At 30.5% G+C, this 26,848-nt stretch carries 19 protein-coding genes; all 19 read right to left on the bottom strand.

Features of this window, described 5'->3' with window-relative positions; translation table 11 throughout:
* Positions 1 to 223 precede the first annotated feature (223 nt).
* Positions 224 to 1,483, bottom strand: coding sequence for a VWA domain-containing protein (locus B5S50_RS13955; RefSeq protein WP_217302151.1), 1,260 nt, complete (start codon positions 1,481 to 1,483; stop codon positions 224 to 226).
* A gap of 264 nt (positions 1,484 to 1,747) precedes the next feature.
* Positions 1,748 to 4,093 (bottom strand): hypothetical protein, encoded by a 2,346-nt coding sequence (locus B5S50_RS13950; protein ID WP_065077088.1) that lies wholly within the window; start codon positions 4,091 to 4,093, stop codon positions 1,748 to 1,750.
* 32 nt (positions 4,094 to 4,125) lie between these two features.
* Positions 4,126 to 7,533 carry a tubulin-like doman-containing protein gene (locus B5S50_RS13945; RefSeq protein ID WP_217302150.1) on the bottom strand — a complete coding sequence of 1,136 codons (3,408 nt, stop codon included), beginning with the start codon at positions 7,531 to 7,533 and terminating at the stop codon, positions 4,126 to 4,128.
* A gap of 19 nt (positions 7,534 to 7,552) precedes the next feature.
* On the bottom strand, positions 7,553 to 9,007 hold the full coding sequence (locus tag B5S50_RS13940; protein ID WP_217302149.1) for a VWA domain-containing protein: 1,455 nt from the start codon (positions 9,005 to 9,007) through the stop codon (positions 7,553 to 7,555).
* Between the two features lie 21 nt (positions 9,008 to 9,028).
* Positions 9,029 to 11,635, bottom strand: a complete 2,607-nt coding sequence (locus B5S50_RS13935; RefSeq protein ID WP_217302148.1) for a hypothetical protein — start codon at positions 11,633 to 11,635, stop codon at positions 9,029 to 9,031.
* A 6-nt stretch (positions 11,636 to 11,641) separates the two neighbouring features.
* A complete protein-coding gene (locus tag B5S50_RS13930) occupies positions 11,642 to 12,820 on the bottom strand; it encodes a zinc ribbon domain-containing protein (RefSeq protein WP_065077084.1) in 1,179 nt (392 codons plus the stop codon).
* Positions 12,821 to 13,039: 219 nt separating this feature from the next.
* Complete coding sequence (locus B5S50_RS13925) at positions 13,040 to 14,083, bottom strand: hypothetical protein (RefSeq protein ID WP_065077083.1); 1,044 nt, start codon at positions 14,081 to 14,083, stop codon at positions 13,040 to 13,042.
* Between the two features lie 137 nt (positions 14,084 to 14,220).
* Entirely contained in the window at positions 14,221 to 15,096 is an 876-nt protein-coding gene (locus B5S50_RS13920) for an oligopeptide/dipeptide ABC transporter ATP-binding protein (RefSeq protein ID WP_065077082.1), read from the bottom strand.
* 172 nt (positions 15,097 to 15,268) lie between these two features.
* Positions 15,269 to 15,943: an ABC transporter ATP-binding protein gene (locus tag B5S50_RS13915; RefSeq protein ID WP_065077081.1), complete on the bottom strand. Its 675-nt coding sequence runs from the start codon at positions 15,941 to 15,943 to the stop codon at positions 15,269 to 15,271.
* Positions 15,936 to 17,093: an ABC transporter permease gene (locus B5S50_RS13910; protein WP_368041485.1), complete on the bottom strand. Its 1,158-nt coding sequence runs from the start codon at positions 17,091 to 17,093 to the stop codon at positions 15,936 to 15,938. Before B5S50_RS13910 ends, B5S50_RS13915 begins: the two co-directional genes overlap by 8 nt.
* A 340-nt stretch (positions 17,094 to 17,433) precedes the next feature.
* Positions 17,434 to 18,360, bottom strand: coding sequence for an MBL fold metallo-hydrolase (locus tag B5S50_RS13905; RefSeq protein WP_065077079.1), 927 nt, complete (start codon positions 18,358 to 18,360; stop codon positions 17,434 to 17,436).
* 358 nt (positions 18,361 to 18,718) lie between these two features.
* Positions 18,719 to 20,110, bottom strand: coding sequence for a cell wall-binding repeat-containing protein (locus B5S50_RS13900; protein ID WP_217302147.1), 1,392 nt, complete (start codon positions 20,108 to 20,110; stop codon positions 18,719 to 18,721).
* A 344-nt stretch (positions 20,111 to 20,454) separates the two neighbouring features.
* Positions 20,455 to 21,117, bottom strand: coding sequence for an MgtC/SapB family protein (locus B5S50_RS13895; protein ID WP_217302146.1), 663 nt, complete (start codon positions 21,115 to 21,117; stop codon positions 20,455 to 20,457).
* A 595-nt stretch (positions 21,118 to 21,712) separates the two neighbouring features.
* Complete coding sequence (locus B5S50_RS13890) at positions 21,713 to 22,195, bottom strand: pilus assembly PilX N-terminal domain-containing protein (RefSeq protein ID WP_217303810.1); 483 nt, start codon at positions 22,193 to 22,195, stop codon at positions 21,713 to 21,715.
* Positions 22,196 to 22,219: 24 nt separating this feature from the next.
* Positions 22,220 to 22,762 (bottom strand): PilW family protein, encoded by a 543-nt coding sequence (locus B5S50_RS13885; protein ID WP_217302145.1) that lies wholly within the window; start codon positions 22,760 to 22,762, stop codon positions 22,220 to 22,222.
* Between the two features lie 17 nt (positions 22,763 to 22,779).
* Positions 22,780 to 23,139, bottom strand: a complete 360-nt coding sequence (locus B5S50_RS13880; RefSeq protein ID WP_217302144.1) for a type II secretion system protein — start codon at positions 23,137 to 23,139, stop codon at positions 22,780 to 22,782.
* 108 nt (positions 23,140 to 23,247) lie between these two features.
* Positions 23,248 to 24,681: a type II secretion system protein gene (locus tag B5S50_RS13875; RefSeq protein ID WP_217302143.1), complete on the bottom strand. Its 1,434-nt coding sequence runs from the start codon at positions 24,679 to 24,681 to the stop codon at positions 23,248 to 23,250.
* Positions 24,682 to 24,709: 28 nt separating this feature from the next.
* Entirely contained in the window at positions 24,710 to 25,438 is a 729-nt protein-coding gene (gene pilO, locus B5S50_RS13870; RefSeq protein ID WP_217302142.1) for a type 4a pilus biogenesis protein PilO, read from the bottom strand.
* Positions 25,425 to 26,837, bottom strand: a complete 1,413-nt coding sequence (pilM, locus tag B5S50_RS13865; RefSeq protein WP_254306599.1) for a type IV pilus biogenesis protein PilM — start codon at positions 26,835 to 26,837, stop codon at positions 25,425 to 25,427. The genes pilO and pilM overlap by 14 nt, the downstream gene beginning before the upstream one ends.
* Positions 26,838 to 26,848 lie beyond the last annotated feature (11 nt).

Here is a 26,848-nt window from a genome sequence, read left to right as displayed (position 1 = left end):
AGAATTAATAGTTACTGTGGATTTTTTCCGTTACACTACAAAAAATCTTTGATTAAGATTTTCATCAATGTTTTGCTAAAGCGAAACATTGATAAGTTATATAAATTTAAAGATTTTTTGCGATAGCTAAAAATCATCCTTCACTATTAATTTTTCATTATTAATTCTTAACTTGCGAGCTTTGACTCGCAAAGTCTTTATATTATGTGCAAAAGTTGAGTAATTACCTAAAAGTATTACCTTTAGTTTTGTCAAAACTAGTTCTCTGATTTCCCCTCAAATAACTACTTTTAGAATAATCTTTTATATCAACCATAACTGGAATAAGTGTAAATATAAGCGCAATCATAATAACTAAAAGTGCCCTATAAAGAGAACCATGGTCTGGGTAATTTAAAAATCCTACTTCCATAATAAGTCCTCCTAAAAATCCAGCTGCAATTCCACCTATTAAAAATCTCTTAAGTAAATTTTTATTATCAAATACAAAACTTATAGACATTGTTATAAGTCCAGATATAATTGTAATTAAAAGTACTCTAAGTATCATATATAAAGTAGAAGATTCAGTTAATCCATCTCTTCTGTCTACTAATAACCTCTGCTGAGTTGCATAATATATCTTACTAAAGGTTCCCTTTAAATCACTGGCATTTTTTACATTATAATATTCTCCATGAGTATCTTTTGCAATTTTCTTAAGGGTAGTAAAGTTATTTTCATTAGACATGCCTATTGTATAAATAGATATATTTGAATCTTTAAAAGGTTTAAGAGTCTCATCAAATTTTTTATTTAATCCAAAATTGTCTTCACCATCTGAAAGCAAAATTACCGCAGCCTTTCTTCCAGGTTTTTTAGTTGAATTTATTTCATCATAAGCACTGTTAATGGCTTCTCCCATGTTGGTATTTCCAGCTGGAGTTTCATATTGTTTCAACTCTTCCTCAGCATTTTTCTTAAGTGAATCTGAAACCTCTGTCATAGGTATTATTCTCTTTGAAGTATCATCAAACTTATATATTGAAACCCTATTTTGTGTGTTCATATTATCCATAAGATTTAAAACCGAAGAAAATCTCTCATTTTGAGGATCAGTATTTGCCATACTTCCTGAAGTATCTATTACAAAAACTATATCGTTCACCTTTTGAAACTTCAATCCGCTGCTTTCATATATAAATTGAAAAAGCATGCCAAATACAAAAATTGCAATAAAAGTACAGGGAATCAAAAATTTAAAAGAAGTCTTTAAGTAATTGTTTTTCCACGTAACTCCATTCAACCTTGGATTTATCATCTCTCCTACAAGGCAAAAAGTACCTATGCAAAGTGCTATGATTCCAAAGTAAAACCCCATAAGTATACTTCCACTCATCTTATACTTATAAGCATTTATAAAAATTTCCCCTATAATAAATCCTATGATACCTCCTATTAAACTCATAACAGTCATAGTTAAATTTACTCTTTTTTCTACCAACTGGATACCTCCTACTTGTTATATAAATATTCTAAGTAAAATTAGATTTATATATAAAAATCTTTTACTCTTAATGGATAAAAATACAGTTAATAGTTAAGAGTTAAGAATTAATAGTTATGGATGATTTTCTTCCGTTAACACTTCAGAAAATCTAAAATGTAACGCCATTAAAGCCTCGCTTTAATGAGCTTTAAATTTAAGATTTTTCGTAACATAGTGGAGAAAAATCCTCATTCACTATTCATTCTTAATTATTAATTCTTAACTAATTTCTGGCAGCAGTTTTTCATCTACTCCATGGATCAAATATCCATTTTCCATACAATAATTATAAAATTCCATTGAATTTCTTACATAAATAATATCCTTTGCTCCAAAACCACCCATTAAATTCAACTTTTCAATACCACTGCTCTTTATTTCATCTATGTATCCTATTTTATAATTTCTGGTTTTCCTGTCAAAATCAAAAGCATACTTTATAAAATCACTGCTGTAATCTCCAAAAAAGTATTTTTCCATGTAGGGCTTTACATCATAATTCATTATATAAATTTTCAAAGCTGAATTTTTATCCAGCATGTCGTAAAGCTTTCGGTATAATTCTTCTTTTGAAAGCACCTTAGTTTCCAAATTAGGAACATTCACATTGGCCCTTTCATTAAATTCTTCTTCAAAAGATTTTTTAAACTGATCCTCACTTAAAATATATTTAGTGCAAAAATATATTACCTTCCCCAGAAATTTTTCATCCGATTTCTTTAAATTTTCTACTGTATTTCCCAGGTATTTATCTTCTAAATAAAATGCTTTTCCAAAATTTTTTTCAAGTTTATCCAATATATCATTTACTACATTTTCATAGTAAGCCCCTACATTTTGAGCTGTATATTTATCCTGTTTTTCTATAACTTCATTTTCACAACTTTTTATTGTCTGTCCTAGATCCTTTATCCTATTTATATAACTTGAAACTTCACTGTGAACCTTTAAAAGAACATCCTCGTAAATATCAAGAATTTTCTTTGATATATTTAATTTCAATATTTCTAATTTTCTCCCATATACATCCAAAAATATTTTCTCCTGAGCTTCTTTTACCTGAGCACCTTTTGAAAAAAAACTTTTAATACCAAAGCTAGGAGCAAATCTTGTCTCATATATATCCTCAATTTCATCATTTAACTTACTTACAAATTTCAAGATAGAATCTCTTCTATTTCTTATATAACTTACAGTTTCTCCTTCCTCCGAGGTCCAGTTAAAGGCACAATATAAATTAAGCTTATTGTCCTCAAGTATATTTTTTCTAATCAAAGTCCTCATATTATTTTCTAAATCACAGTTTTTCACCGATTCCTCAGAAGGCTTTTGAAAGTTTTCAAAGAAAAACTTTTCGCATCTATCATCGTATAACTTTTCTTCTATCTCCCTTAAGTTAAAGCTTGATATTTTTTTCTCTACCTGTTTCAAATTATCTGCCATAATCCCCTGCATGTCTTCTATTGTTACTCCCCCAGGAAGTATTTCTTCAACTTGAAGTTCAATACTTGCCTCATCAATTTTTAAAACTTCATTTATAAATTCCTTCTGCTTTTTAGAGAGTGTATTCATTTCATTTAACATTCTTCCATAAAATGCTCCAAGCACAGAAATAGCAATGGCACTATTAGGTCTTTTCACCTGTGAAAGTCCTGCTGAAATATACCTATTCATAGAATTATCATAACTTATGTTTGATTTAAATATATTGTTGTCATAATACTGATTTTCCGTATCCGAATAGGCATTTGATGATGCCTCCCTATTTTTTATAAGATTTATATAGGAAATTATTTCATAGTTGTTATCCATGGAACATTTAGGAATTATGCCCTTCTCATTTTTTTCCTCCAGAACATAGGTAAGATAAAATAGAGGCCCTTCCCAGGTAACATTAAGCTGTGTCTCATCTCCATAAACAGCTATGTCTTCTTTAAAGCTAAAGCTATCCTTTTGAAAATATTCCACTTCCCTAAAAAATCCTACTGTAACTGCCCCTTCATAGACCTCATCCTCTAAATTTTGACTTTTAATTAAAACATAGAGATCTGCAGAACTGAGTTTAAATACCTCCAGCATCCTCTTTTTTAAAAGTACAGTCACTTCTGTAAGTATTACATTCAATGGATCCTTAGACGTAGTAATTACAGAAATATTTATGCTGTCAAAGGAGTTAAACATGTCCCCCTCTGACAACAACTTATCTCTAGCTTCTGTAATTTTTCGATTTAAACTTTTAAGATCTTCCTTATTACTGTAAAATCTATCTCTTATATCTTTTCTCAACGTCTTTTTATTTTTAAAATTTTCATGGAGCTGGATGCTAAAAGAATTATCCGTATCTTTAACAGATTTTGTGGAAACATTTATAAAAACTGCACCTCTGCCATTGCCCCATTTTTTATTTATACTATTTCTAATATACTCATAGGCATCTTCAGTACTATTTCCTATAAAGAGAAAAAGTATGGGGTTATTCACATTCCTTTTAGTGTCACCATCATATATTGTTTTTTCCACCTTTAAATCATACTTTTCCACAAAATTTTTTAAAACTTCTTCCATGAAAATTCCTCCCAATTACAGATCCATATTATCTAAGCCAGCAATTTTTGTACTTCTTGAAGTCTTGAAAGTATGTCATTATAAAAAGCATACAATTCGTCACCATCTACCATCTGATACTTTCTAGTGTCCAGCTCTCCAACAGATGATTTAACTTCTTCTATAATAGAACTTACTTTTGATTTTAATATTTCAACTCCATCTCCTGTAGAAAGCTGTTCTAACTTTCTATCTGAAGTTTTATCTACAATAGTCTTTTCTCCCTTATCTAAAGTCTCATATTTATCAAATATTGCTTTATACTGATATTCCTTTTGTTTTAATACATTTATAAAAGGTTCTATATCTACTTTGCTATCTTCATTTCCATTATAGACATAAAGCAAACCCTTCTTTATTATAGTTTCCGTATAAAGTGCCCTTAAAAAACTATCTACATTAGCTTCAGCTTTGCTCAAATCTGATATTATATTTTCAAGCTCCTTTTTCTTATCTATTATTTTTTCATACTTTTCCACTTCTTTTTTTACGAGCTCTGTAAGCTCTGGAGTTCTTATCAGATCAATTTTAGCCTTTTCGCTGCTGCTGCTTTCATAAATATAATATTTCTGGCTGTCACTATCTTGTACAGGGGTCAGCTTATCCTGAATAAGTTTGTTCATATCCCCTATGGCCCTTTTTACCTCTCCTATATTTACCTTGTCACCCTTCATATCCATATTATAATTTTTCATAAAATCATCTATATTAAATTCTTCAGTAATAACACACTTGTATCTTTCATTGCTCCCCTTTTGGGTATCTACTATGCATCCAAGTTCTAAGGCTCTGTCAAAGAGATTCCTTACTTTTTCATTATATTCTTTTACTCTATCATTTACATAAGTTGTACCCCAAGCTTCTTCTGGAATAGGTGATGGAAGGTATACCCAATTTTTCTCTCCATTTTGATATAAATGCCTTCCTATTCCATCCCGTTCAAACATAGTCTTTTCGTAAATCTCTTCGTAATGTTTTATAGGAGCATAGGAATACAATGGAACTCCATTTTTAGTATTAAGCCAGAATATCCTATTTGTAACCATACTCTCCTTGATGTTAATGGCATTGCCTTTATTGGAGTTTTTCTTATATTCCCTAATTCCTTCAAGAATTTTCTTTGCATTTCTAGGCACTGAAACCATACTCCATGCTGGGAAATTCAATGCCTCCGTATTACTTAAATGGAAAATAGGCACTGCATCCCTATCAAGCTTTGGTGCAATTTCATCCTTAACTATATTTATTATGGATTTATCTTCTCCGTATTCTAATGCAAGGAAATCTTCCATGGATTTTGTTATTACATCTCCATATTCTTCTGAGACAAAACTTGAAATTGAGCCAACTACATCAATATGCATTTCATCAATCCATTTTTGGGATTCCTCTAAAAGTTTCTCAGAAAATCTCCTTACAATGTCATCTGCTTCTTCTTTATTCACAACTTTTTCAATATAATCTACTAAATCCGGAACTTTTACTACTGTCCAAGAATAGGTTCTTCCAAGAGCTCCTTCTATTTCCTCTCCCTTTACAAGTACATCTCCATCTTCTTTAAATATCCTGTTCAACTCATTTAATATTTCAGTATATACCCTATAAATACTGTTATTCAGTTTGCTAAGTTCTTCAATTACACTGCTATAAAAGTCAGCCATCCTCATTATTCTCTGTTCTTCAGATTTTAATAAATACTCCTCACTTTTAGCCTCTATGTAATCATTTTTCTTGCCTTCTTTAGTAAACAATAGGGCTTTTCTAGCTTCTACAAACTTATCCTCAGCTAGTTCTTCTGCAGACTTTATTTCCGTAGAAATATTCATAAGTCTTTCATTTAAAGAAGCTACCTGTGTCTCTAAAGTCCTTACAACACAAAATCCATCTGAAAACAATACTCTAGATGCATAAAAAGGTCCTTTTTTAGGGTCTTTAAAAATTTGATTCACCATATCCTTAACTAGTTTTAAAATTTCACCTGGATACTGTGTTTTCACTTTGTCATATTCGTTAGTGTAGTCCCTCAAGTACTCTTTCATCTCTTCATCTATATTCACGGACTGCTTTTTTATTACATTGTCGTAATTAAACTTTTCCCTGTTTTTATAACCTGTTAGTGGCTTTCTATTTTGAAGATGTTCTTCAAATCTGTCTATTACAGAATCCTCATCCAATCTTGCCTTCCTTATAAATTGGTCTATTTCCTGTTCTTTAGGTATGTTCTCAAACATATACTGTATTTTTTGAAAAAGTTTATAAGCCATATAGGTAGTTATTTCTTCAAGAGGAAGTACTGCAGAAGAAGCACCTATCATTACATATTTGTAATTGGCCATATATGGTTTTGCCATGTTGTCTGTATTCTGCTTCAAGTTGCTTATATAATCCTGTATTGCAAATACTCCTCCAGATTCTCTAACCTCATTTGACATGAAGTTTACAATATTTTCTGCAGTTACATTCATGCAGTAGTCATAAGCATTGCTCATAGGTCTGCCGTCTACATTTGTAGCAGAAATAAGATGACACAGATTAAAAGGAGGCATAGGTGAATCAACTGTAAGCCTGTTTCTGTATTTTTGAGTAAATCTCTCATGTCTGTCTCCAATACCCATAAGATAATCCAACTCTTTAAGTGCTGCAAATCCATTTTTTATAATATAGGATTGTGCAGATTGGTTGTCAGAAGTCTTAGATAAGTTAACATCTGGCATAAATAAATAGCTCATAATATTTACCTTGTCATCGCCTTTTGCTCCGTAAATATTATTCATTATTCCCCTTACTATATAGGCAATATCTATGAATGTTCCACTTCCAGTTCCTCCTGAAAGTCCAGAAAGTACAAACACATGTAAAATTTCCTCTGTATCTTCCTGAAGAAGTCTTATTTTCTTTTCTAAGCAATCCACAATCTCATTAATTTTTGTAAAAAGCAGCAATCTTCCAACCTGTCTAACTCCACCAGCACCATCAGTACCGCTTTCAGAAGATAACTCTGGTGCCAGCCACTCTTTTATACAATCATCCAGTATCTTACGATCGTTTAATATAGACCTGACTTCTGCATTTGAAAGCATGACAAGTTCACTTTGAGGATCAAGTCCTACCCCACCATTCATGGGATATCTCTTATTTTTTTCTCCCTGATTTGTTTCAAAACCTAAGAATTCAACTTTCTTAGGCTTATCTTTTCTTGTATTTGAAATACTGTCCTGCTCCAGCACAAATCTTTTATTTATTTGATATTTTAATCTCAGCATAGCATCTATACCTGTTCCTCCAAGTCCTATTACAAGAACTGGATTAGGTATTGTTTCTATACGTATCTTGTCACTTATTATTCCTCCACCTTTGCTAACTTCAAGGTCTTCCAGGTGTTCCCTAACTCTAGTATTCATATTCTACCTCCCTTTGGCACTATTTTGAGTGAAATTCTAATGTTATACTTTTTGTTACTTTATTTAAAAACACTGTTACTTTATCTCTGTTATAAAGAACTAGCTTAGAACTTTCCTCAAGCTTTCTACCAGACTTTTGAAGTACACAGCCTGACTTATTTACAATTTCTATGCTGTCATCTTCTTTAAATATAAATTTTATATTATCTGTTTCTGCATACTCTTCTTTTAATCCTAAGACTTCAAAAAGTGTAAAACTTCCATTGTAATTGTCCAAGTTTCTAAATTGAGGTGAAAGAACCTCACTAGTATTTTCATCCTTAATGTGAATTTCCAGTCTTCCAAATCCCTGTACACGTCTTTTCTTCATCAGTACAAAGGCTGCAAGGCCTATAATAATTAGTGCTGCAGCCACAGCTGCTCCTATGGCCTTTGGACTTTTAAGTGCAGACTTATTGCCTTCAATATTTCTATCTGAAGAATTTTGTTTTCCCTGATTTTTATAATTAAATACATAACTTATCTTTATATTGCTGCCGCTTACACCTTTTACCTTTAGATTCCACTGACCGCTTGCAGGTTTTACAATCTTAAGTACTGAATACTTCTTTGACTTTGTAAAAACCACATCACTTGAAGGTATCTGTACTTCCTTACTTGAAGGATTTATAAGCTTTAATTCTAAAGGTTTGTCTGTAACCATGGATATATTGGCTTCCAAAACATTTGACCCTGGTACATTTATTTTAAAATCCTGAAAGGTTCCATCAGCCACAATATTTCCCTGATCCTGAACTTTTACATTTGCGCTGTCTCCATATATATCCTTTAGTATGTCTGTAAGGTCTGATGCCTTATTGGTTATATAATTTTTTCCCTTTGTCTCACTGGCTATTTGAGTTAACTGTGCTTTATCCACAGTTCCATCATAGTTGAGTCCTATAGTGTACACAGGATAACCTTTGCTTTTGCATGTGCTTATTGCACTATTTAAATCCTTTAAAGATTCACTGGCACTCCTTTGAGAATCATTTTTACCATCGGACAGCAGTATTATAAGTGGTCTATTATTGCTATTATGTCCACTATCTAATACTTTTGCACCTTCCAAAAGACCTCTTCCAATATCGGTTTTCTGCCCAAGAGGTATATTAGAAGCCATTTCCTCTATTCTCTCTTTATCCGATTCAGAATTTATTGCATCCAGGTTATGTTCTTTTATTATGGTATCTGAATAAGCCACAAGTCCTGCCTTGTTTCCCTGTACCTGTCCCATATCCAAAAACATCTTTATAGCTTCTGTCCTTATCTCTTCTGGATCACTTTGTTTCATAGATCCACTTGAATCAAGCACAAAAACTACATCTACATTTGGAGATGATGTACTGGCATATACCTTTTGTGAAGGTATAAAACTCAATTGGAGAACATACACAAAAACTGCAATGAGAACCATCTTAGCTCTAGTTTTCACAGTAAATAACACCTCTTTAAATCATTTTTTAAAAAGATCAAGTATACCCTTTTTCTTGCCCTTTTCCTCTGCTTCTTTTTCAATTTCAAGCCACTTTTCTCTAATATAAACTTGACTTTTTAATTTACTTGTCTTATCAACAATATAGGCAGTATACTCTTTTAACTTTTTTTGAGAAATTTTTATAAGTATTTCTATTACTCTATTATATATAATATTTTCCCTTTCTTCACTTAAATTTTTCTTATTTTTATATAAGGTTATGAAAAAATCCAAAAATATTTTATACCTCTCATTATATCGAGAACCCATTAAGTTTTTATATTTTTTTGTAAAAAGTATATCCTCTATACCATTAAAATATACATTGTAAAAGGTATCTTCATATTTGGAACAAAAAAAAGTCTTTTTTACCTTTATATGGCCTGTAAATCCAGAAGACTGCACTAATATATTAGGTAAAAGCCAGCTTAAGTATTCTCTATACTTTTCCTCACTCATATATGAAAAGTTATATTTGACCTTCTTAAGAAGTCTTTCATTATAGTCCATATCTGGATTTTCAATTCTCTTACCAATATACAAAAGTTCTGATATATTACAGATGGTTGTAATATTATATTTTCTTTTTAATTTTAAAATTGTTTCAATAAGTGCATTTTCTTCTCCTGCATTATCTATACTTAACTTTTCTTCCACATCCGTTATAAACTTCTCCATTACTTTTTTATCCACAATGTGCATATTTAAGTTCTCAAGTATATAATTCAGTATGCCTTTGTAACTTTCAAGGGCTGCGTCATCTCCATTATAAAATTCCAAATATAATTTAAAAGCATCTGAAAATTTTTCACTTCTGTATTCTTCAAAAGAATTGAATATTTCACTACAGTAATTTATAAAAAAGTCCTGATTTTCAGTATTTTCTTTTAGCTCAAAAACATATAGAGAAAATAAAAAATTATAGGAGTTTGGAAGGTTGTACATATTTAAATAGACTTTTTTCTTCCAATTGCCATCCTTATTTCCCTCGTCTACAACAAATTTCGCAAGCAAATCCAAAATAGCTTCGCTTCTACCTAAATAATAGTTTATGCAGTAAATTCTAATAATAATTTTTGAGATACACTCACAATCATTTTTAAAATAATTGAGCACATATAAAGTGTTGTCCTCAGATAATATTAAAAATTTTATGCAGTTATTTAAAAGCAAAGTAACATTTTTATCTCTAAAAGTGTAACCGGAGTAAATTATATCTGATATTGTAGAAATTGAATAATAAACCGGGTTTTCTTTTATATAATCTTGAATATTTTTTATTCTATCTGGACTCAGAGAAACTTCTAGAAATTGGCAGATATTATCCACTTCATCCTGTGCCATTCTTTTACGCAAATTCAACATTTCATAAATATCAGTATCTTTGCTGTAAACTGCAATATAATCAAGAGAGTCAAAGAAAAATTTATAAGCCTTTACTATATAGTTATCATCATCTATGTCTCTGGACACTTTAAGTAAAAATGTAGTTATCATATAGCAAAGCTGTACATCTACCTGTGTGCTTATCTTTTCAAGTCTTGCATTAATCTGATGAAAGAGTTCCTCATAGGCATCTTCCGATTTATACTTAATTGCAAAACTAAGAGCCTTTTTCACATCTTCTATGCTGCATTTTTCAAGTCCCTTTTTTACTATATTATAAAGAGTTACACAATTATCCACTTCTTCATCCAGTTTATTGTACTCAAACTGATCTAAAAATTTTAAAAAAGGCAGAAATACTTCTTTTGAAACAGTGTATCCTACTTCAGCCCGCTTTGAAAAACTGCTTTTGCTCCTTGGACAATCTTCTGAAAAATTCATAGCACTGTACTCATACATCTTTCGATTGTCTGCAAAATTAAATTTGCTGCCATTTTTACTTATACCACAGAGTATATAGTCTGTATTGTCTGGGTTATAGCTGTAAGTAGTAAAACTAAATTGCAGCGCCAGCTTTTTAGGTAGTGACATACAAACTGCCCCAATCCAAAAAGGAATGTTTTCTTTTACATCTGCAAGTATAATTCTTTTTTTGGAACTATTATACATCACAACACGTTCTAAAAGACTTGTAAATTTCTTACCCTTATCTCCTCCACTGCCTTTTAAAAAATTACTTATTTCATCAAAATCAACTACATTACCTAGTGGAATCTCCGTAATTTCAGGAAGATAGTCTATTTCAACAGCATTTTTTTCTTCTTCACTCAAACAATATCTAAAAATAGGCGATTCATAAAGCTCTATGGGATAAGATTCCCAAGCATTATTCGATATAAGTACATGGCAAAAGTAATTTCCATATCTCTCTGAATAATCTTTTCCCACATATTTAATTTGTGAAATACAGTACTTTCCATTTTCAAGTCTAAAAGAAGAAAAAGATATAGGAAACAACCTGTCTATCTCTTCCTTGGTAGGTTGTGTTGGAAGATTAGAAGGCGGTATGTATATGCAGTGGCTTTCTATTTCCATTCTCTCGTTATCCGTAATGCCCTTTGACATGGAATAAGTTTGAAATCCCATTCCAGAGGACAAGCCTTTTTTACAGGACGTATAAAAAAGCTGCTGAACTGCCATTATCTATCACTTCCTCTTTTCTCCCTTAATAAATTTGTATTTATAGAGAAGCCACAAAAAAGGATCTTCTACCCTATGTGGTCTAAGCTTAGTTATTCTATTACTTTCAGGATTGCATCCAAGAGCTGTCAATCCAAAATAAGCGTACTCTTTAAAATTTGAGCTAAGCTGATTTGCAAAATTTTCTCCGCCCCAGCTCCTAACTAAAGATTCCATTGTTCCATTTACATCCTCAAAATCTGCCAAATCAAAATATCCCTTGCTTACATGGCTGCTTGGATAATTTATGCAGCTTGATGGATCAATCAGTGATTCCACTGCATCAATTTTTGAAAAAGCCACGGCCACAGGTATGTCTATAAGCTTATCCATTCCTATACCATTTGCCTTTCTAATGAGGTTTGCCGTTCTAGAAAGCAAGTCTTCTATCTCTGTATTTTGCTGCGGCAATTTAATATTTTTAGGCAGTTTCCTCCTAACTTCTTCCAGTTGAAGAGGGTCAAGCAAAAATATTATACCTGAAGAGTTATATATGTACTTATTTACAGTTTTCATAGTATTTTCAGAATCTAAATCCTCACCTGCAGTATCAAAAAAAGCAATAGTAACTGCATTGCTTATCCTCTTACTTTTTAAAAAGCTTCCAAATATTCCGTTATCCTTAAAAACAAGATTATATATAAGAGGCTGCTTTACAGAGGCATCAGTTTTAGCAGAATGAGTTACTCCTATAATTTCATTTCTCTTAAAAATAGGATTATAAAAATCATTTCTATATCTATTCATAGTAGCATCATCAACTGCTGAAAGACTATAATTGAAGGCCGAAGCTATCTCATTCATTATCTTTTGAATCAAAACTGCAATGTAATGGCTTTTTCCTGCCTCTTTTGCACCAATTACTGCAAATATTAAATTATCATATTCTCCAATTGAATATGGAAGTTCCTGGTTACAGGTTGGGCATACTTTTATATTGGTTTTCTGTCCACACTCATTGCAAAACACATAATCCGGCATTTCATTTTTGTCCTCAACGTTCTTTGGTTTTATGGGCGTTAGGTTTCTTGCATTTTCACATAAATCAGGATCATTTTTGCATATAAAATTCACTTCATTTAAAGCATGTTTAGAAAAACAATAGGGACATATATAATCATCTTTTTTTCTAAAGTTAAGTTTCACAGTTAATCCTCCCCTTATGTAATTAAAAATTAATAATTAATAGTGAAGAGTGAATGATAATTTTTCTCCACTATGTTACTAAAAATCTTAAATTAGAGCTTATTGAAGCAAAGCTTCAATTGCGTTATGTTATGATTTAGATTTTCTGTAGTGTTAACGGAAGAAAATCATCCATAACTATTAATTCTTAATTATTAATTCTTAACTAAAATATAATTTCTATTTAAAGTACAGCTTTTCCTTAGCTGGTGAAACTATCCTGTATAACTTACTGTTAGAGTCATCTACAAAGAATAATTTCACATACATATTTTTTTTTATATTTTCAATAGGCAAATCAAAGTCTATGATTTCATCATTTTTTAAAGTTTCATAATCTATATTAAACAAAGTTTCTCCATCAGATTTTTGAATAGGCATATTCCCTATCTTACTGATTAAAACAAGCTGCGGCAATTCTATTTCTCCCTTTGGAGAAGATTTAGAAGATGGCGCAGACAAGCTTATCTTAGCAGATTTTAATTTACCCAAGAGACTTCTTTTTAAGTCTATTTCATAAAATATTTCCTGAGGTACTTTATTTACCACAAGCCTTCTCTGACCTTCAGAATATAATGTCTTGTTTTCATATTCCACCACAGCATAAATACAGAAATAATAATTTCCTTCTTCTATTTTACTTATGGTATAATCTCCTGTTTCGAAATCTTCCTCTCTCTCTATGATTACATGAGAAGCACTGGAATCTGAAGGTGTCTCTGGAAATCTATCCATCCTGCAGCATAAAAGTACTTTGTCTATACCTTCTGGCCATCCCCATTCCAGAGACAGTTGTCCATATTTTATTTCTGCTCTTACAAAGGGTACATCCGGAATGTTTCCATCATCAAAAATGGGTTTAATTTTATTATCCTCTGATTTCTCAGGTAATTCATCTATATGTAATTGTAAATCATCATTTACATTTTCAATTTTATCTTCATCCAGTTCTTCTAGAGAATCTTCAACTTTTACTTCATTGACACTTTCAGAGTCTATATTTTCTGTGGAGTTTTCATCTTTTTGATCTGAAGACGAATCTTCTATATAGGAATTATCTTCAGTAATTTCTGATATTTTTTTTCGTATATCATCTTCAGATAACTCAGTAAATTTATTTAGGAAGTTATTTATTTCACTCTGAGAAATATTATCTTTAACTGAAAATATTATGTCGATTTCCTCAGCTAATTCTTCCATTTCCCTCTCCTTTTTTTCGTCCATTTTACTCATACTCCCTTCAATATTAGTATATACCATTGTATTAGGAGTTCAAAATTAAAATTTTGTAAATATAAAAAAGTTCCTTGTTGTAGTCATTTCAATATCTACAACAAGAAACTCTATATACATCTTACTTTTTAAGCATTATAGTTCACATAGTTAGAACAAATTACCTGTCGACCTGAACTCAAAAATTTTATTTCAGGTCTCATATACATGCAATCATAAGATGACTTTTCACAGTTCAAACAAAAAGAACATCCTGTTCTAGGCATATTATTAATGCTTTTTATATATTCTTTAATCTCAGATGATGCTTCCGCAAACTTCGAATTGTTTTTATAAAAAAGAATATATTTCGTATATGGGTGAATAGGATTTTTCAAAATTAAGTCCTTTTTTCCATATTCAATTACAGTTCCTCTATACATAATTGCTATATTATCTACAGCTTCAGCTACAACCCTAGCATTTTTGGATATGAATATCAAACTAGTGTTATTCTCTTCCCTTAACTTTTTAAGTTGTGCCAACATATAATTCTTTATTTTATTATCCAGTCTAAAGATAGTATCATCTAATATTATAAGTTTTGGTTTAACTAAAAACGCCATGGCAAACATAAGACGCTGTTTCTCATAAGCTTCTAATTTAAAAGGAAAAGCTTTAAAAATAGTCCCACTATTATCACAACCTAATGTGCTCAACATTTCTTCCAATTTAGATTTTGATTCTTCAATAGTCAATCCAGTGTACCTGGAAATAACTTCAAAGCACTGTCTTCCCACAGACTTTATAGGGTTTAAGGATGTTAAATAAACTTTTATCAAAGATATAAATATATTGTCTATTGTTTTAGTGTACTTTGTTGCAATATCTATAATGTTTTTACCTTCAAAAGTAATTTTACTGTTTTTAGATAATTTTTTCTTTCTATTTACAACTAACAATGCATCCCCAGGTTTTACATCAATATCAATGGTTTGTTTTGATAAAACTTCATTTTTTTCCACAAATATGCACCCCTTTTAATAACTATATATCATGTTATTATTTTAACATTTCATTTGTTACTATTTTAACATTACTTTTCAGAAAAGTCTATATATTTATAAAATTGTTTCTATTTTAATAAAAAAAATAACATTGCAAATTTATTTTACAATGCTATTTCCTATATAAGAGCTACGATCTTACTTGTCCATCTTTTATCTGTATTATCCTATCAGTTTTATTAGCTATACTTACATCGTGAGTTACAATAATAAAGGTAGTACCAAACTTATCATTTATTTGTCGAAAGAGTTTATAAATACTCTCTGCATTTGTAGAATCAAGATTCCCAGTGGGCTCATCTGCAAGAACTATGCTGGGATCGTTCATAAGTGCCCTAGCTATAGCAATTCTTTGCTGCTGTCCCCCTGATAAGTCATATACCTTCTTTTTCTTGCATCCAGAAAGTCCAACTAGTTCAAGAAGTTCTTCTGCCTTTCTCTTAGCACTTCTACCGCAAAAAAAATGCTTTATTCTGTAAGGCATAAGTACATTTTGTATTGCATTAAACTCGGGGAGAAGATAATGAAACTGAAAAACAAAGCCTATACTTTTATTTCTCACTGAAGCCCTTGAATTTCTTCCTATACTTTTTATACTTTTACCCTGTATGTACACTTCTCCTGTTGTTGGCTTATCTAGCATACCCATTATATTTAAGAGAGTGGTCTTTCCACTTCCCGATGCCCCTATAATGGAATTAAAAGATCCCTTTTCTATAGATATATTTACTTCTGACAAAACTTTATTTTTAACTCTTCTTCCATATATCTTATTTACATTTTCAAGTTGAATGATATTATCCATTTTTTATTACCTCCACAGGATTAAGTCTAAATGACTTAAATGCCGGAAAGAGTGCTGCAAAGGTTGACGCAGCTACATCAATAATAGATGATGCTAAAATAAATTTATGGTTCACAACTATATTAACTAGAGGCAATCCTTCAGAATTAACTATATATCTGTTAAACCCTTTTATATACAACCATGTAAAAAGCAGTCCCAAAGCCGTTCCCAATACTCCAAGTATAAAAGCTTGTACAAAAAATATAAAAGCTGCACTTCCATCCTTTATACCCATGGCCTTTAATATACCTATCTGTTTATATTTTTGAACTACACTTATACCCAGTATACTTATGATGCTGAGAACTGCTGCAAGAAGTACAAAGAATTGAATTATTATTGTACAAATTTTTTCTCCAACCATTCCACTGGCTAAAAATTTATTCTGATCTTTCCAATTCTGCACATTAACGCTGTTATCAGAAAGTATTTTAGTTATTTTCTTTCCTTCCAGGTCTGCATTATATATATCCTTAACTGCAATTTCCATAGAAGTAGCCTTGTTTCCAAAACCAATTAAATTTTGAACATCACTTAAATCTGTAATAACCCAAGTTCCATTTATTTTAGTAGCTCCAAGATCAAAGAAACCAACTATGTTTAAAGTCAACTTTTTTCCACCCATGGTAAACAAATCTATATTATCTCCAAGCTTTAAATCAAGCTTCTTCTTCAAATCTTTTCCTATAATAACTTGCCCACTATTTTCATACATTTTTCCTTCATATATACTGCCTTTTATGTTATAAAGTGAGTTAACATCTTCAGGCATAAATCCTCTGATCTGAACAGGTTGGTTAGTATCTTTTAATTTAATAAAAACCTGAGAATCAACTACAGGCGCTGCAGTCTTTACATTTTTATCTTCTTTTACAATTTTATTTTTTATATCACTCCAATTTTCTATGCTGCCGTTATTAGAATAAACCGTAACTTGAGCTGAATTTCCTGCAATTTTATTTAAAATAGTATTTTCAAGTCCACTGCTTAAAAGTCCTATAAATATTTGCACAGAAACTCCTACTGCAATTCCCAGTATTATAACAAAGGTTTGCAATTTACTGTGTTTTAAAAATTGAAGAGCCACTTTTGATGATATAAACAACAATTATCTCCTCCTTAGAACATATTATCCACAAATTTTATATTATTACTAATTTTTATTAAAGACAAGATAATTATTTTTTCTATACATAATTAGCTTTTACACATATAAGGTTTTTTTAATTAATAGTTAAGAATGAAGAATTAATAGTTAATGTAGATTTTTTTCGTTACACTACAAAAAATCTTTGATTAAGCTTTTCACCACTCGTTTCGCTAAAGCGAAACATTGCTGGTTTATATAAATTTAAAGATTTTTTACGACAGCTAAAAATCATCCTTCACTATTAACTTTTCATTATTAATTCTTAACTTGCGAAGCTTTGCTTCGCAAAGTTGAGTAATCAATAAACGTTAGTACAAATAGGTGCCTTTTTTAAATATTTATAAAGTCCATTCTCCATATTTAAATCCAGCATACCTTTTTCATTAAGATATCTCACATAGGATACTAAAATTGTTTCTGTTAATCCATATTTTACTCTGTTATCCAGGTTAATGTTAAAATCTTTAGTTACTGATCTAAAAATTTCTTCCATTGTCATGCTTCTATTTCTATCCATTACATCATATATGCTATTTGCCGTATCTTTATAAAATTTTATATTGTCCTTTATGAGCTTTGTAATATCATCATATATGTCTTTATGTGCCACAATATATTTACTGCATTTTAAGTCATAAAGTTTCTCTTTGCTTTTCAAATCATCCGTAAGGGAATAGGAATAAGGCATTTTAGCTTGCTCCATTAATTCATATCCAACAAGGGCATCTCCTAAATATGCCACATCATCAGGAGTAATAACACATATATGAGCAGCACTATGTCCTGGTGTATGAATAATTTTGAATTTGACACCACAAACATATATATTTTCTTGATCAGGTGTAATCATAATATCTGTTTTACAAACCATCTGTCCAAAATGTTTTGCAATTTCAGCCATGTTATAATTATTATGATAAAACTTCAAGTTAATAATTGAACTGCAAGTAACAGCTTCACATTCCGGCATAGCAATAATACAATTGTACTTTTCTTTCAAATATTCAGCATTGCCTATATGATCCATATGAGCATGAGTGCATATTATAGCAGCTACTTTTAAATTATTCGTTTTTAAAACTTCAGCTATACCTTCTCTTTCTCCTCCTCTTGGCCATCCAGAATCCATCATAATTATTTCTCTATAATTGATCTTATAAAAAGGTATGCATGCCATTTTAGTATCAATGCAAAATGTATTTCCCTTTATATTTTTTATTTCCATATATCATTTTAGCAGCAAAATTACTTAACATAAAACTGCTAAATACTCGCTTCCCTTCTTTATGATATTTTTCATTCAAAATTTTATTATAAAGAACCTTCCTAACATATAAAACCAATTTCATACATTAAGAAGGTTCTATTTGCAAATTAATAATTGCACATAGCCTTATTCTTCTTTTATCCGATGACTACCTGCTCTAATACTCCCACTCCTCCAAGTTTGGAGTAAAGAGCAGCTACGTCCCTGGATAACGATTTTTCCTAAAGGATAACGCCTTCTAAGTGCTGAAGCACTAAGAATCCTGTTAATAAGTATCAGGTGGAGTCAAAACTCCATCTGATGCCAAGAACTCTGTTTATGGTCTAAACTGCTGATCCATTTTCATTACTTTACCATCTTTAATGAATAAATTAAATACAGGCTTATCTTCGTATTGACCATTGACCATATCAATGAAATTAGGTTGGTTATAGAATATATTTCCATTACTATCAAAATGAATTAGTTTTATGCTCACATCACTATCTACCTCTAATTTTACCTTATCACTTATGGTCATGTCAAAGCCATCATCTAATATAAACCACTGTCCATTATCTTCTTCAACTACACTGCTATCTCCTGTTCTCTTTACATAATCTAAAGCTTCATTTATATCTGTAACATATTTTAAATAATTACCTTCTATATAATACTTTCCATCTTCACCTACATACTCATTGGTTACTTCAAATAGCTTCTTTTCTATTCCTTTTAATTCATTTTCCGCATCTTCACTTACAGCACCACTTCCCCCAAGTATAATTTCATCTGTATACTTTGTGGTATCTATATACTCTTTTTGAGTTGATATATTCTTTCCATCAGTAAGCAAAATAGGTGCCTGAAGTTTTGCTGCTAAAGCACTCCCGGACAAAGCATCTGGAAAATTTTCTCCATTTGCAATAACTACAGTACTGCTGTCCAAATTAAAATATTTACATATGTTTAATGAAGTTTCATATCTATTCTTTCCCCATATTCTTATAATATTTCCATCCTCTATAGTTGTGTCCAATTTCTTTATCTCAGAAATAATATTATCACTTAATGCACCTTGTCCTCCTATTATGTACACAGAAGAAGGACTTATTGTGCTTATCTTTTCTTTTACTTCATCCGGTAGTGTATCTGTATTGCTTAAAATTATTGGATAACCTTTCATACCTGCTATGCTTGATATACTCAATGCATCTGGAAAATTACTGCCATTAACTACAACTAGAGGGGTTCCCTTACTTACATTCATATTTTCTACTATTACTTTGTTAGTTTCAAATCTATTTTTTCCACCAAGCCTTTTAATATTGTTAAACCCCAAAGATTTAATATAATTTATATATTCATCACTTACAGAAGCATATCCACCTAGAACGTATACAGTTCCACTTACATCCAAATGATCTCTTATATAATTAATAGAATCCTGACTGTCACTTAAAGACTTGTCTACCAAAAGAATAGGGGCATTTAATTGTTTTGAAAGCACACTACCAGCTAAGGCGTCGGGGAAATTGTTTCCACTGGTTACAATAACATTTTGTACCTTCCCGCTGCTAAAGTTGTTGCAAATATTTATTGAGGTTTGGTATCTACTTGATCCGTAAATTCTGCTCACATTATGGCTAGCAGCAGCAGATACAGTTCCAGGGAAAGCGAGTCCTAAAATTATTGCTTGCCCTAAAGCCAGTTTAAATATTTTTTTCATATGTTTTCCTCCAATATTATAGTTTGCTAATACTCAACTTTTGTACATATAAAATTTTTTTAATTAATAGTTAAGAATGAAGAATTAATAGTTAATGTGGATTTTTTTCCGTTACACTACAAAAAATCTTTGATTAAGCTTTTCATCACTCGTTTCGCTAAAGTGAAACATTGCTGATTTATATAAATTTAAAGATTTTTTGCGACAGCTAAAAATCATCCTTCACTATTAATTTTTCATTATTAATTCTTAACTTGCGAAGCTTTGCTTCGCAAAGCTTTTAAACTGCGACAGTTGAGTTAATAAAAAAAACAAATTATACTCCTTCTTGTCTCTAAAAAACTTTATTCTATGTTTACATCCCTTACATAAGGAATCCTCAGAAGATTTACCATCATATCCTTCATTTCATTTTGATTTCTGGTGTAAATTTTAAAGGTAATCCTTGCTTCTAAATCCTTATTGGTTTTATTATGATGCCTATTAACCTGAATATTAGATATTTTCATTTTTGAATTTTTTAATATATCTAATGTAGAATTAATACCTTCTTCTGATAAATTTGCCCTTCCTATAGAATATACCTCGTTTTTTTGAAATTTGTTGAATATTTCAAGTCCTATAACTATAAGCACTGTAGCTCCTACACCAGGTATATACATACCCGCACCAATTGCTATACCAATACCAGCTGTAGCCCACAATCCAGCTGCCGTAGTCAGTCCTCTTACAAATTGGTGTTCTACAATAATAGTTCCTGCTCCTAAGAAACCAACACCACTTACAACTTGAGCAGCTACCCTACTTGGATCTAGTGACACCGAATTCATACCAACTAAATCCCAAAATCCATATTTAGACACAAGCATAATAAGGGCACTTCCAACTGCTACGACAAAATGAGTTCTAAGTCCTGCTTGCTTAGAGTGGCTTCTTCTTTCAAATCCTATTAAAGCCCCAAGTACTCCCGAGAGTAGCAATCTGAGTATCATTTCCCATTCTCCCATAGTATACCTCCGATTTTAACATTATAGATTTAATTATAATATATATGGCAGATAAAATACATATTTTTATAAAAACTTTTATAGAGTTCATAAATAGAAAGTTAACTTATACCAGCCATATACTAACAAATTTCATCACACTAAAAACTTTTGATAAGTCTAAAGCTCGGTATTTTGAAAATCTAAAGAAGCTTATATAAACTCATACCTCAAACATATATAGGCTTCTAAGATTTTCTAAAATACCTCACTAAGACTTATAGAAAAAGTTTTTAAGTGTGATTTCCATTTTGTTATTATATTTTATGTATAAGTTAGAGTTTCAATTAGAGCTTTCTAACTTAAAAATCAACTTATACGCAGGAATGTTTTTACAATAATGAAGCTCTTTTAAATATTTTGTATATAAGTCTTAGAAAAAATTCGTAAAAACTTAGAACTTTTGAATTGTTTGAGGCACGAGTTTTCAAAAGTTCTTAGCTTTTTTAGAATTTTTTACTTAGACTTATCAAAATATTTAATGAGCTGAAGGTTGTAAGAAATATCCGGAGAATAAGTTGATTTTCATTTAGAAGCCCCTATATTGAAACTCTACTCAGTCTTCTACTTGCCTGGAGTTTATTGTATAAGACGTATACTTGTTATCTGTATAAACAATAGATACATTTGCAATTATGGTACAAGTTTCAGAGCCAAAATTTCCTTTGGAATAAAAATCAAATGTATAGGTCTTTATATAATCACTATCTTGTGGCATTGAGATATCATGCATAAGTTCAGCTTTATATACTTCCATATTGTCATTATAAAGACCAGCTTTGTTATAATTATTAGTTATAGAGTTTCCTGAAGATATATCAAGTTTATTGTTCTTAATATTGTTTTCAATATCATCATTGACATAATTTATAAAATCATAGATACCTGTCTCAGCACTATAATATGCCCTGGTTTTATCAGAAGTATCTGAAGCTGCTCTATTACTTTTAATACTAGTATCTACCATAAATGCAGCCAATAAAAAAGTTACTGTCATAATAATAATAACAACTATAAGGGCAGAACCTCTTTTTTTCATCAATATCCTATTTCTCCTTACAAATTAATTTGCCTGAACATTAACGGCAGTAGAACTTTCAACCTGTATATTCCCCTCTGAAGCTGAAACACTTATAAAAATTAATCCATTTTTATATGAAAAATCAACTGAATCTATATTAAAGCATTTATTTTCATCATTATCCTGAAGAGTTTTACTTTTTATATCATAATATATATTAGAAGAAGGAACATTAGATGCTGTTGGATTTGAAATCAAATTAATTATATCCTTATTAGCTGCACCAGCATCACTAACAGGACTAACTTCAATTTTGCCATCCTTGTCTTTAGATCCTAATTTAAGAATCTTGTTTCCATCTGAAGATGTTAAAGTTTTAGTATCATTAGTTGAGCTATAATTTCTTATTTGATCCGTAAGCATATTTAAAGCCTTATTTGCATTATATTGAATATCTATATTATTCTTAAAGTTAAGAGATTGTTTTATCTCGAAAAAAAAAGTTTGATAAAGGTATACTGAAAATATAGAAAATATAGCCAAAGTTATCATAAGCTCTACTAAAGTAAATCCTCTTTTTTTCATACTGAAAACCTGCCACCTTATTTTTTTAAAAAATGTGATTTTAACACCACTTCATTTTCCTCATCATCAATATTATTCCTAACTTTTACTGTAATTTGGAAAAGATTGGGTGAATCAGCCTTAACCGGTACTGAACTTATATTAATATAATAACCGTCCATCTTTTTATAACTATCATTTTTGTATTCACTACTGTCCGGATTATTTTTACTTTCCTCAAGACATTTTTGTGCTTCCATCATCATATTCTGCTTTAAAACCTGTTTGTTTACATTTTTATTAGCTGTAATATTAAGTCTAATAACAAAAGCAGATAACATTATAAATACACTGATGGCCATCATTACTTCTATATAAGTAAATCCTCTTTTCTTCATTTTGATCCCTACTTCTAAATATTTTAGATATATCATTTATCCGATCGCTACCATTGAACACCCCCAGCGCACTCCGTGAAAACGACTATAAGCAAACTCCATCTGAACCTAAGAATCACTTGATTTTACCTTAGTATAATCATACTTACTTCCTGTATAATCTATACCATAGACTTCATAACCACTGGTATCCGAAAGTACGTCTACAATAACTGTGCCCTTGTAATCAGTAACATAATTTCCCGGAGTAAGTTCTATAACTAATGAAATCCCATTATCTTTGTCAAAATTATAAGTATCTGTCCTTGTGCCAGTCCAATCTGGTACATAGGAGTTTTTTAAATTCAACTGCTGAAGTTGATTTTCTGCCAGAGACTGCAGCTCAGTAGTTCTGTGATAGGTGTCCTGAGGATACTTATCATATGCTGATTTAAGATTTGCAGTAAGGTTATTCTTTAGTATCTCAGCAGCAGATTTTACATTATTTTTTAATGCAGCAGTCATATCTCCTGTTACTTCAGTAGAAAGATTAATTGGAGTTTTATAAACCGTTTTGCCGCTCTTATCAACTCCGTACACTACATATCCCATTGGATTTTTGCTCACATATACTACTACATTTCCAGGATAACTAGAATATTTACTATCTATATTTGAATAATCATAAGGGTTAGCATTAACTATTATAGAATAATCTCTATTTATGCCAGGGTCTCCATTAGTATGATACCCATCATCATCAATTGCGTCCTTATTCAAATAATATGGATTGACAATATGCCTTGAAGCATCTCCAGGAGTAAATTTATTGTTCAAATCACTATATAGTGGTCCCTGGATCACATCATAAATTTTGTTTTCAGGCACTCCCATTATTATCCTTCTTATTGCATTAATTCTTATATAGTTAACTACTTTATTAACATTTGTTTCAACACTGGAATCATTTCCACCATCATCTGACATTTTATCAATTGCTGACAAAGATTTAAATTTGACAATATACGAATTAACTATTTTGCCGCTGTTACCTATTCCATACAATACATAACCTCCACTTTTATCCTGGGTACTTCCATAGACAACAACTACCACATTTCCCTTCTTATTCTCCCCACTAGGAAGAGTACTGTCACTCGCTATCTCATTATCTTTTGGTAAAGTATTGGATGAATAAGAAAGTAAAACAGATGAATCTCCTGATAAATTTTTAGTAACAGATTTGCTATTGTTAAAAGGATTTATCAAAGAATTACTTCCAGAAAAATTAGAATTCATGTCTTTTTCAATATTGTTTAAAATAACAGTAAGAGCTTGATCCTTCGTTTGATTTGCACTAATAGACGATTTATAGGAGTTTGTATCTTTTGCCGATCTGTTTTCAAGATAAGTTCTGACTAAAAGTACGTTGGTATTTACACTATTGTCTTTGGACTGCAGCTTAATGGCCCCTATCTTCGGTACTAAAATTATGGAAAGTAACCCTGTAATTGATAATATTATCATAATTTCTATTAATGTAAAACCTTTTTTCCTATTCACAATCTGCACCCCTTACAATCAAAAAATTTTACTTGAACATATCAGCTATACTGTTAAATCCCTGTTTTTGGCTATCATAAAAAATATAATTATCGGGGACTTTTGTATTGCTGCTTCCGCTGCCCTGTATATATTGATAAAAAATAATTTCTCCGGGAAGTTCATCTCCATTTTTTGTAGCATTATCAACAGATTTATTACTGTTATCCGTGCTCACTTCTTCATCAGAACTTTTTAACTCACCATTGTCCATTTCTTCATCATCACTAGAACCAATAGTAATGCTTTTTACATTAAGCTTTCTTTTGGTAACAGTATTTAGATTTCTTATAAAATTTTCTATATTTCCCTTGTTTCCTTTAATCTTTAAGTCTATTATAAGAGTATGAAAATTGTTACTATTTGAACTGCTATCCCCATTCAACAATTCAAAAGAGATATTTTCTCCATTTACTCCAAATAACTTGCATCCATTATAAAAATCATATATAAGCTGGGGTGTATCTATTTGCTTAGGAACCATACTATCAAAACTAGAAGTCTCCTGTCTCAACTTTTTTAACTCCTGCTGCTTAGTCTCAATAGATTTTTTCTTAGCCTTAAGAGAATTTAATTCTTTTGTTTTTAAAGCATACTTATTTTTAGCCTGCTTCACCGTATCTAATTTATAAGTTATAAAATATGTATAAATCACATAATTAAATCCTATAAACAATATTGCTATTAAAATCATCAAATCCCTTTTATTTTTTTCCATCTTTATTCACGCCTTTATATGATTCTAATAATTTCAATTTAAGTTCAACCTCTTTTACATCATCATTAAGATCTACCTCGGGAAGCTCAACAGGCTCAAATGCATTCATAGAATTTATTGCCACAATAAGTCTGGCCGCATCTATTGTATTTTTATTCACATCAAACACAACATTTATATTTTGTTTATCCATGGTAATCCCTTTTATAGTTACACCTTTAGGTAAGCCGTTCCTCAAAGTTTCTAGTACTCCTATGTAGTCGAAATCATCACCTTCAATTTTCTTTATATAATTAGCTTTATCCTCATAAGCTTTGTTTTCCTTATCTAATTTATTCACATCATTTTGTACACCACTTAAAACAGCTATCTGTGAATCTATGTCCCAAGTATCATACTTTAATAAATTTAACTTTGTATATATAAGTGCTGCTCCTATTATAATAATAGTTATTAAAAAAAATAATTCTATTTCATGTATAATTAACTTATTTTCAAATTGTTTCTTCTTATTTTTTCTATAAAACCTATCAAGAAAGTCTATACTTTTATTATATATATTTTTTACCGGTATAGAATCTCCAAGTATATCAGGATATATGTTTTCATCTACTGTACTCTTTTTAATTAATTTTGATGCTTTAATATTGAATCCTATATTAGTTTCTATTGAAGTTTGAGTACTAATAAGCTCACAAAGCTTTGAATTTGTATAAAGTTCTCCTAATACATATATCTTGTCAATCTTACTGCCGAAATGCCTTGTTGAATAAAAATTAAAAAAATAATCAAGACTTCTCATTAAGTCATTAAAATCTTCATCCTCTGTTTCATTTAATATATTGGAATAAAGAAATATTTTCCCCTTATCCAGTATAGTTAAAGTAGTCTTTTCTACATTTGCATCTATGACAGCTATACTGCAATAATCTTCATCTAAAAACAAATTTGATATGGAATCAGGATATATCCCTATTGACTGTGGGACCAATCCACAATATTTTATAAAATCTAATACCTGCTTTAATTTTATTCTAGGCACAACTGTAAGCATAATGGCCATTTTATCTTTATTGGTTAAGGAAATAACTTCATAATCATAAAGATATTCATTCATGTTAACAGAAAAGTACTCTTCTATATTATTCTTTATAAAACCTACAAGTTCCTTTTTATTCATAACTGGAGTTTCTATTATTCTTGTTATAATACTTTCCCAATTCAATATTATTCTTACATTTTTATTTCTAATTTTTAACTTTTCTCTAATACTTTTGATCTTATTTAAATTATATTCATCAGCATAGGGTTTTCCCCCAGAAATAAATTCATTCTTCTCATATATTCTACTTATTTTTTTTATTTTTGTTTTGTTTATTATCTTTGATGCAACAGCCACATCTGCATAAT

It is taken from the genome of Clostridium sp. 001, assembly GCF_019056555.1.
Taxonomy (GTDB): Bacteria; Bacillota; Clostridia; order Clostridiales; family Clostridiaceae; genus Clostridium_B; species Clostridium_B ragsdalei.
The sequence above is the reverse complement of the archived record's forward strand: the minus strand, read 5'-3'. Positions and strand labels throughout refer to the sequence as shown.

Coding starts and splice junctions, on each gene's coding strand:
- B5S50_RS13950 (WP_065077088.1), bottom strand. CDS start 4,093: ATGGAAGAAGTTTTAAAAAATTTTGTGGAAAAGTATGATTTAAAGGTG.
- B5S50_RS13945 (WP_217302150.1), bottom strand. CDS start 7,533: ATGAATACTAGAGTTAGGGAACACCTGGAAGACCTTGAAGTTAGCAAA.
- B5S50_RS13935 (WP_217302148.1), bottom strand. CDS start 11,635: ATGGCAGTTCAGCAGCTTTTTTATACGTCCTGTAAAAAAGGCTTGTCC.
- B5S50_RS13925 (WP_065077083.1), bottom strand. CDS start 14,083: ATGGACGAAAAAAAGGAGAGGGAAATGGAAGAATTAGCTGAGGAAATC.
- B5S50_RS13915 (WP_065077081.1), bottom strand. CDS start 15,943: ATGGATAATATCATTCAACTTGAAAATGTAAATAAGATATATGGAAGA.
- B5S50_RS13905 (WP_065077079.1), bottom strand. CDS start 18,360: ATGGAAATAAAAAATATAAAGGGAAATACATTTTGCATTGATACTAAA.
- B5S50_RS13900 (WP_217302147.1), bottom strand. CDS start 20,110: ATGAAAAAAATATTTAAACTGGCTTTAGGGCAAGCAATAATTTTAGGA.
- B5S50_RS13895 (WP_217302146.1), bottom strand. CDS start 21,117: ATGGGAGAATGGGAAATGATACTCAGATTGCTACTCTCGGGAGTACTT.
- B5S50_RS13890 (WP_217303810.1), bottom strand. CDS start 22,195: ATGAAAAAAAGAGGTTCTGCCCTTATAGTTGTTATTATTATTATGACA.
- B5S50_RS13885 (WP_217302145.1), bottom strand. CDS start 22,762: ATGAAAAAAAGAGGATTTACTTTAGTAGAGCTTATGATAACTTTGGCT.
- B5S50_RS13880 (WP_217302144.1), bottom strand. CDS start 23,139: ATGAAGAAAAGAGGATTTACTTATATAGAAGTAATGATGGCCATCAGT.
- pilO (WP_217302142.1), bottom strand. CDS start 25,438: ATGGAAAAAAATAAAAGGGATTTGATGATTTTAATAGCAATATTGTTT.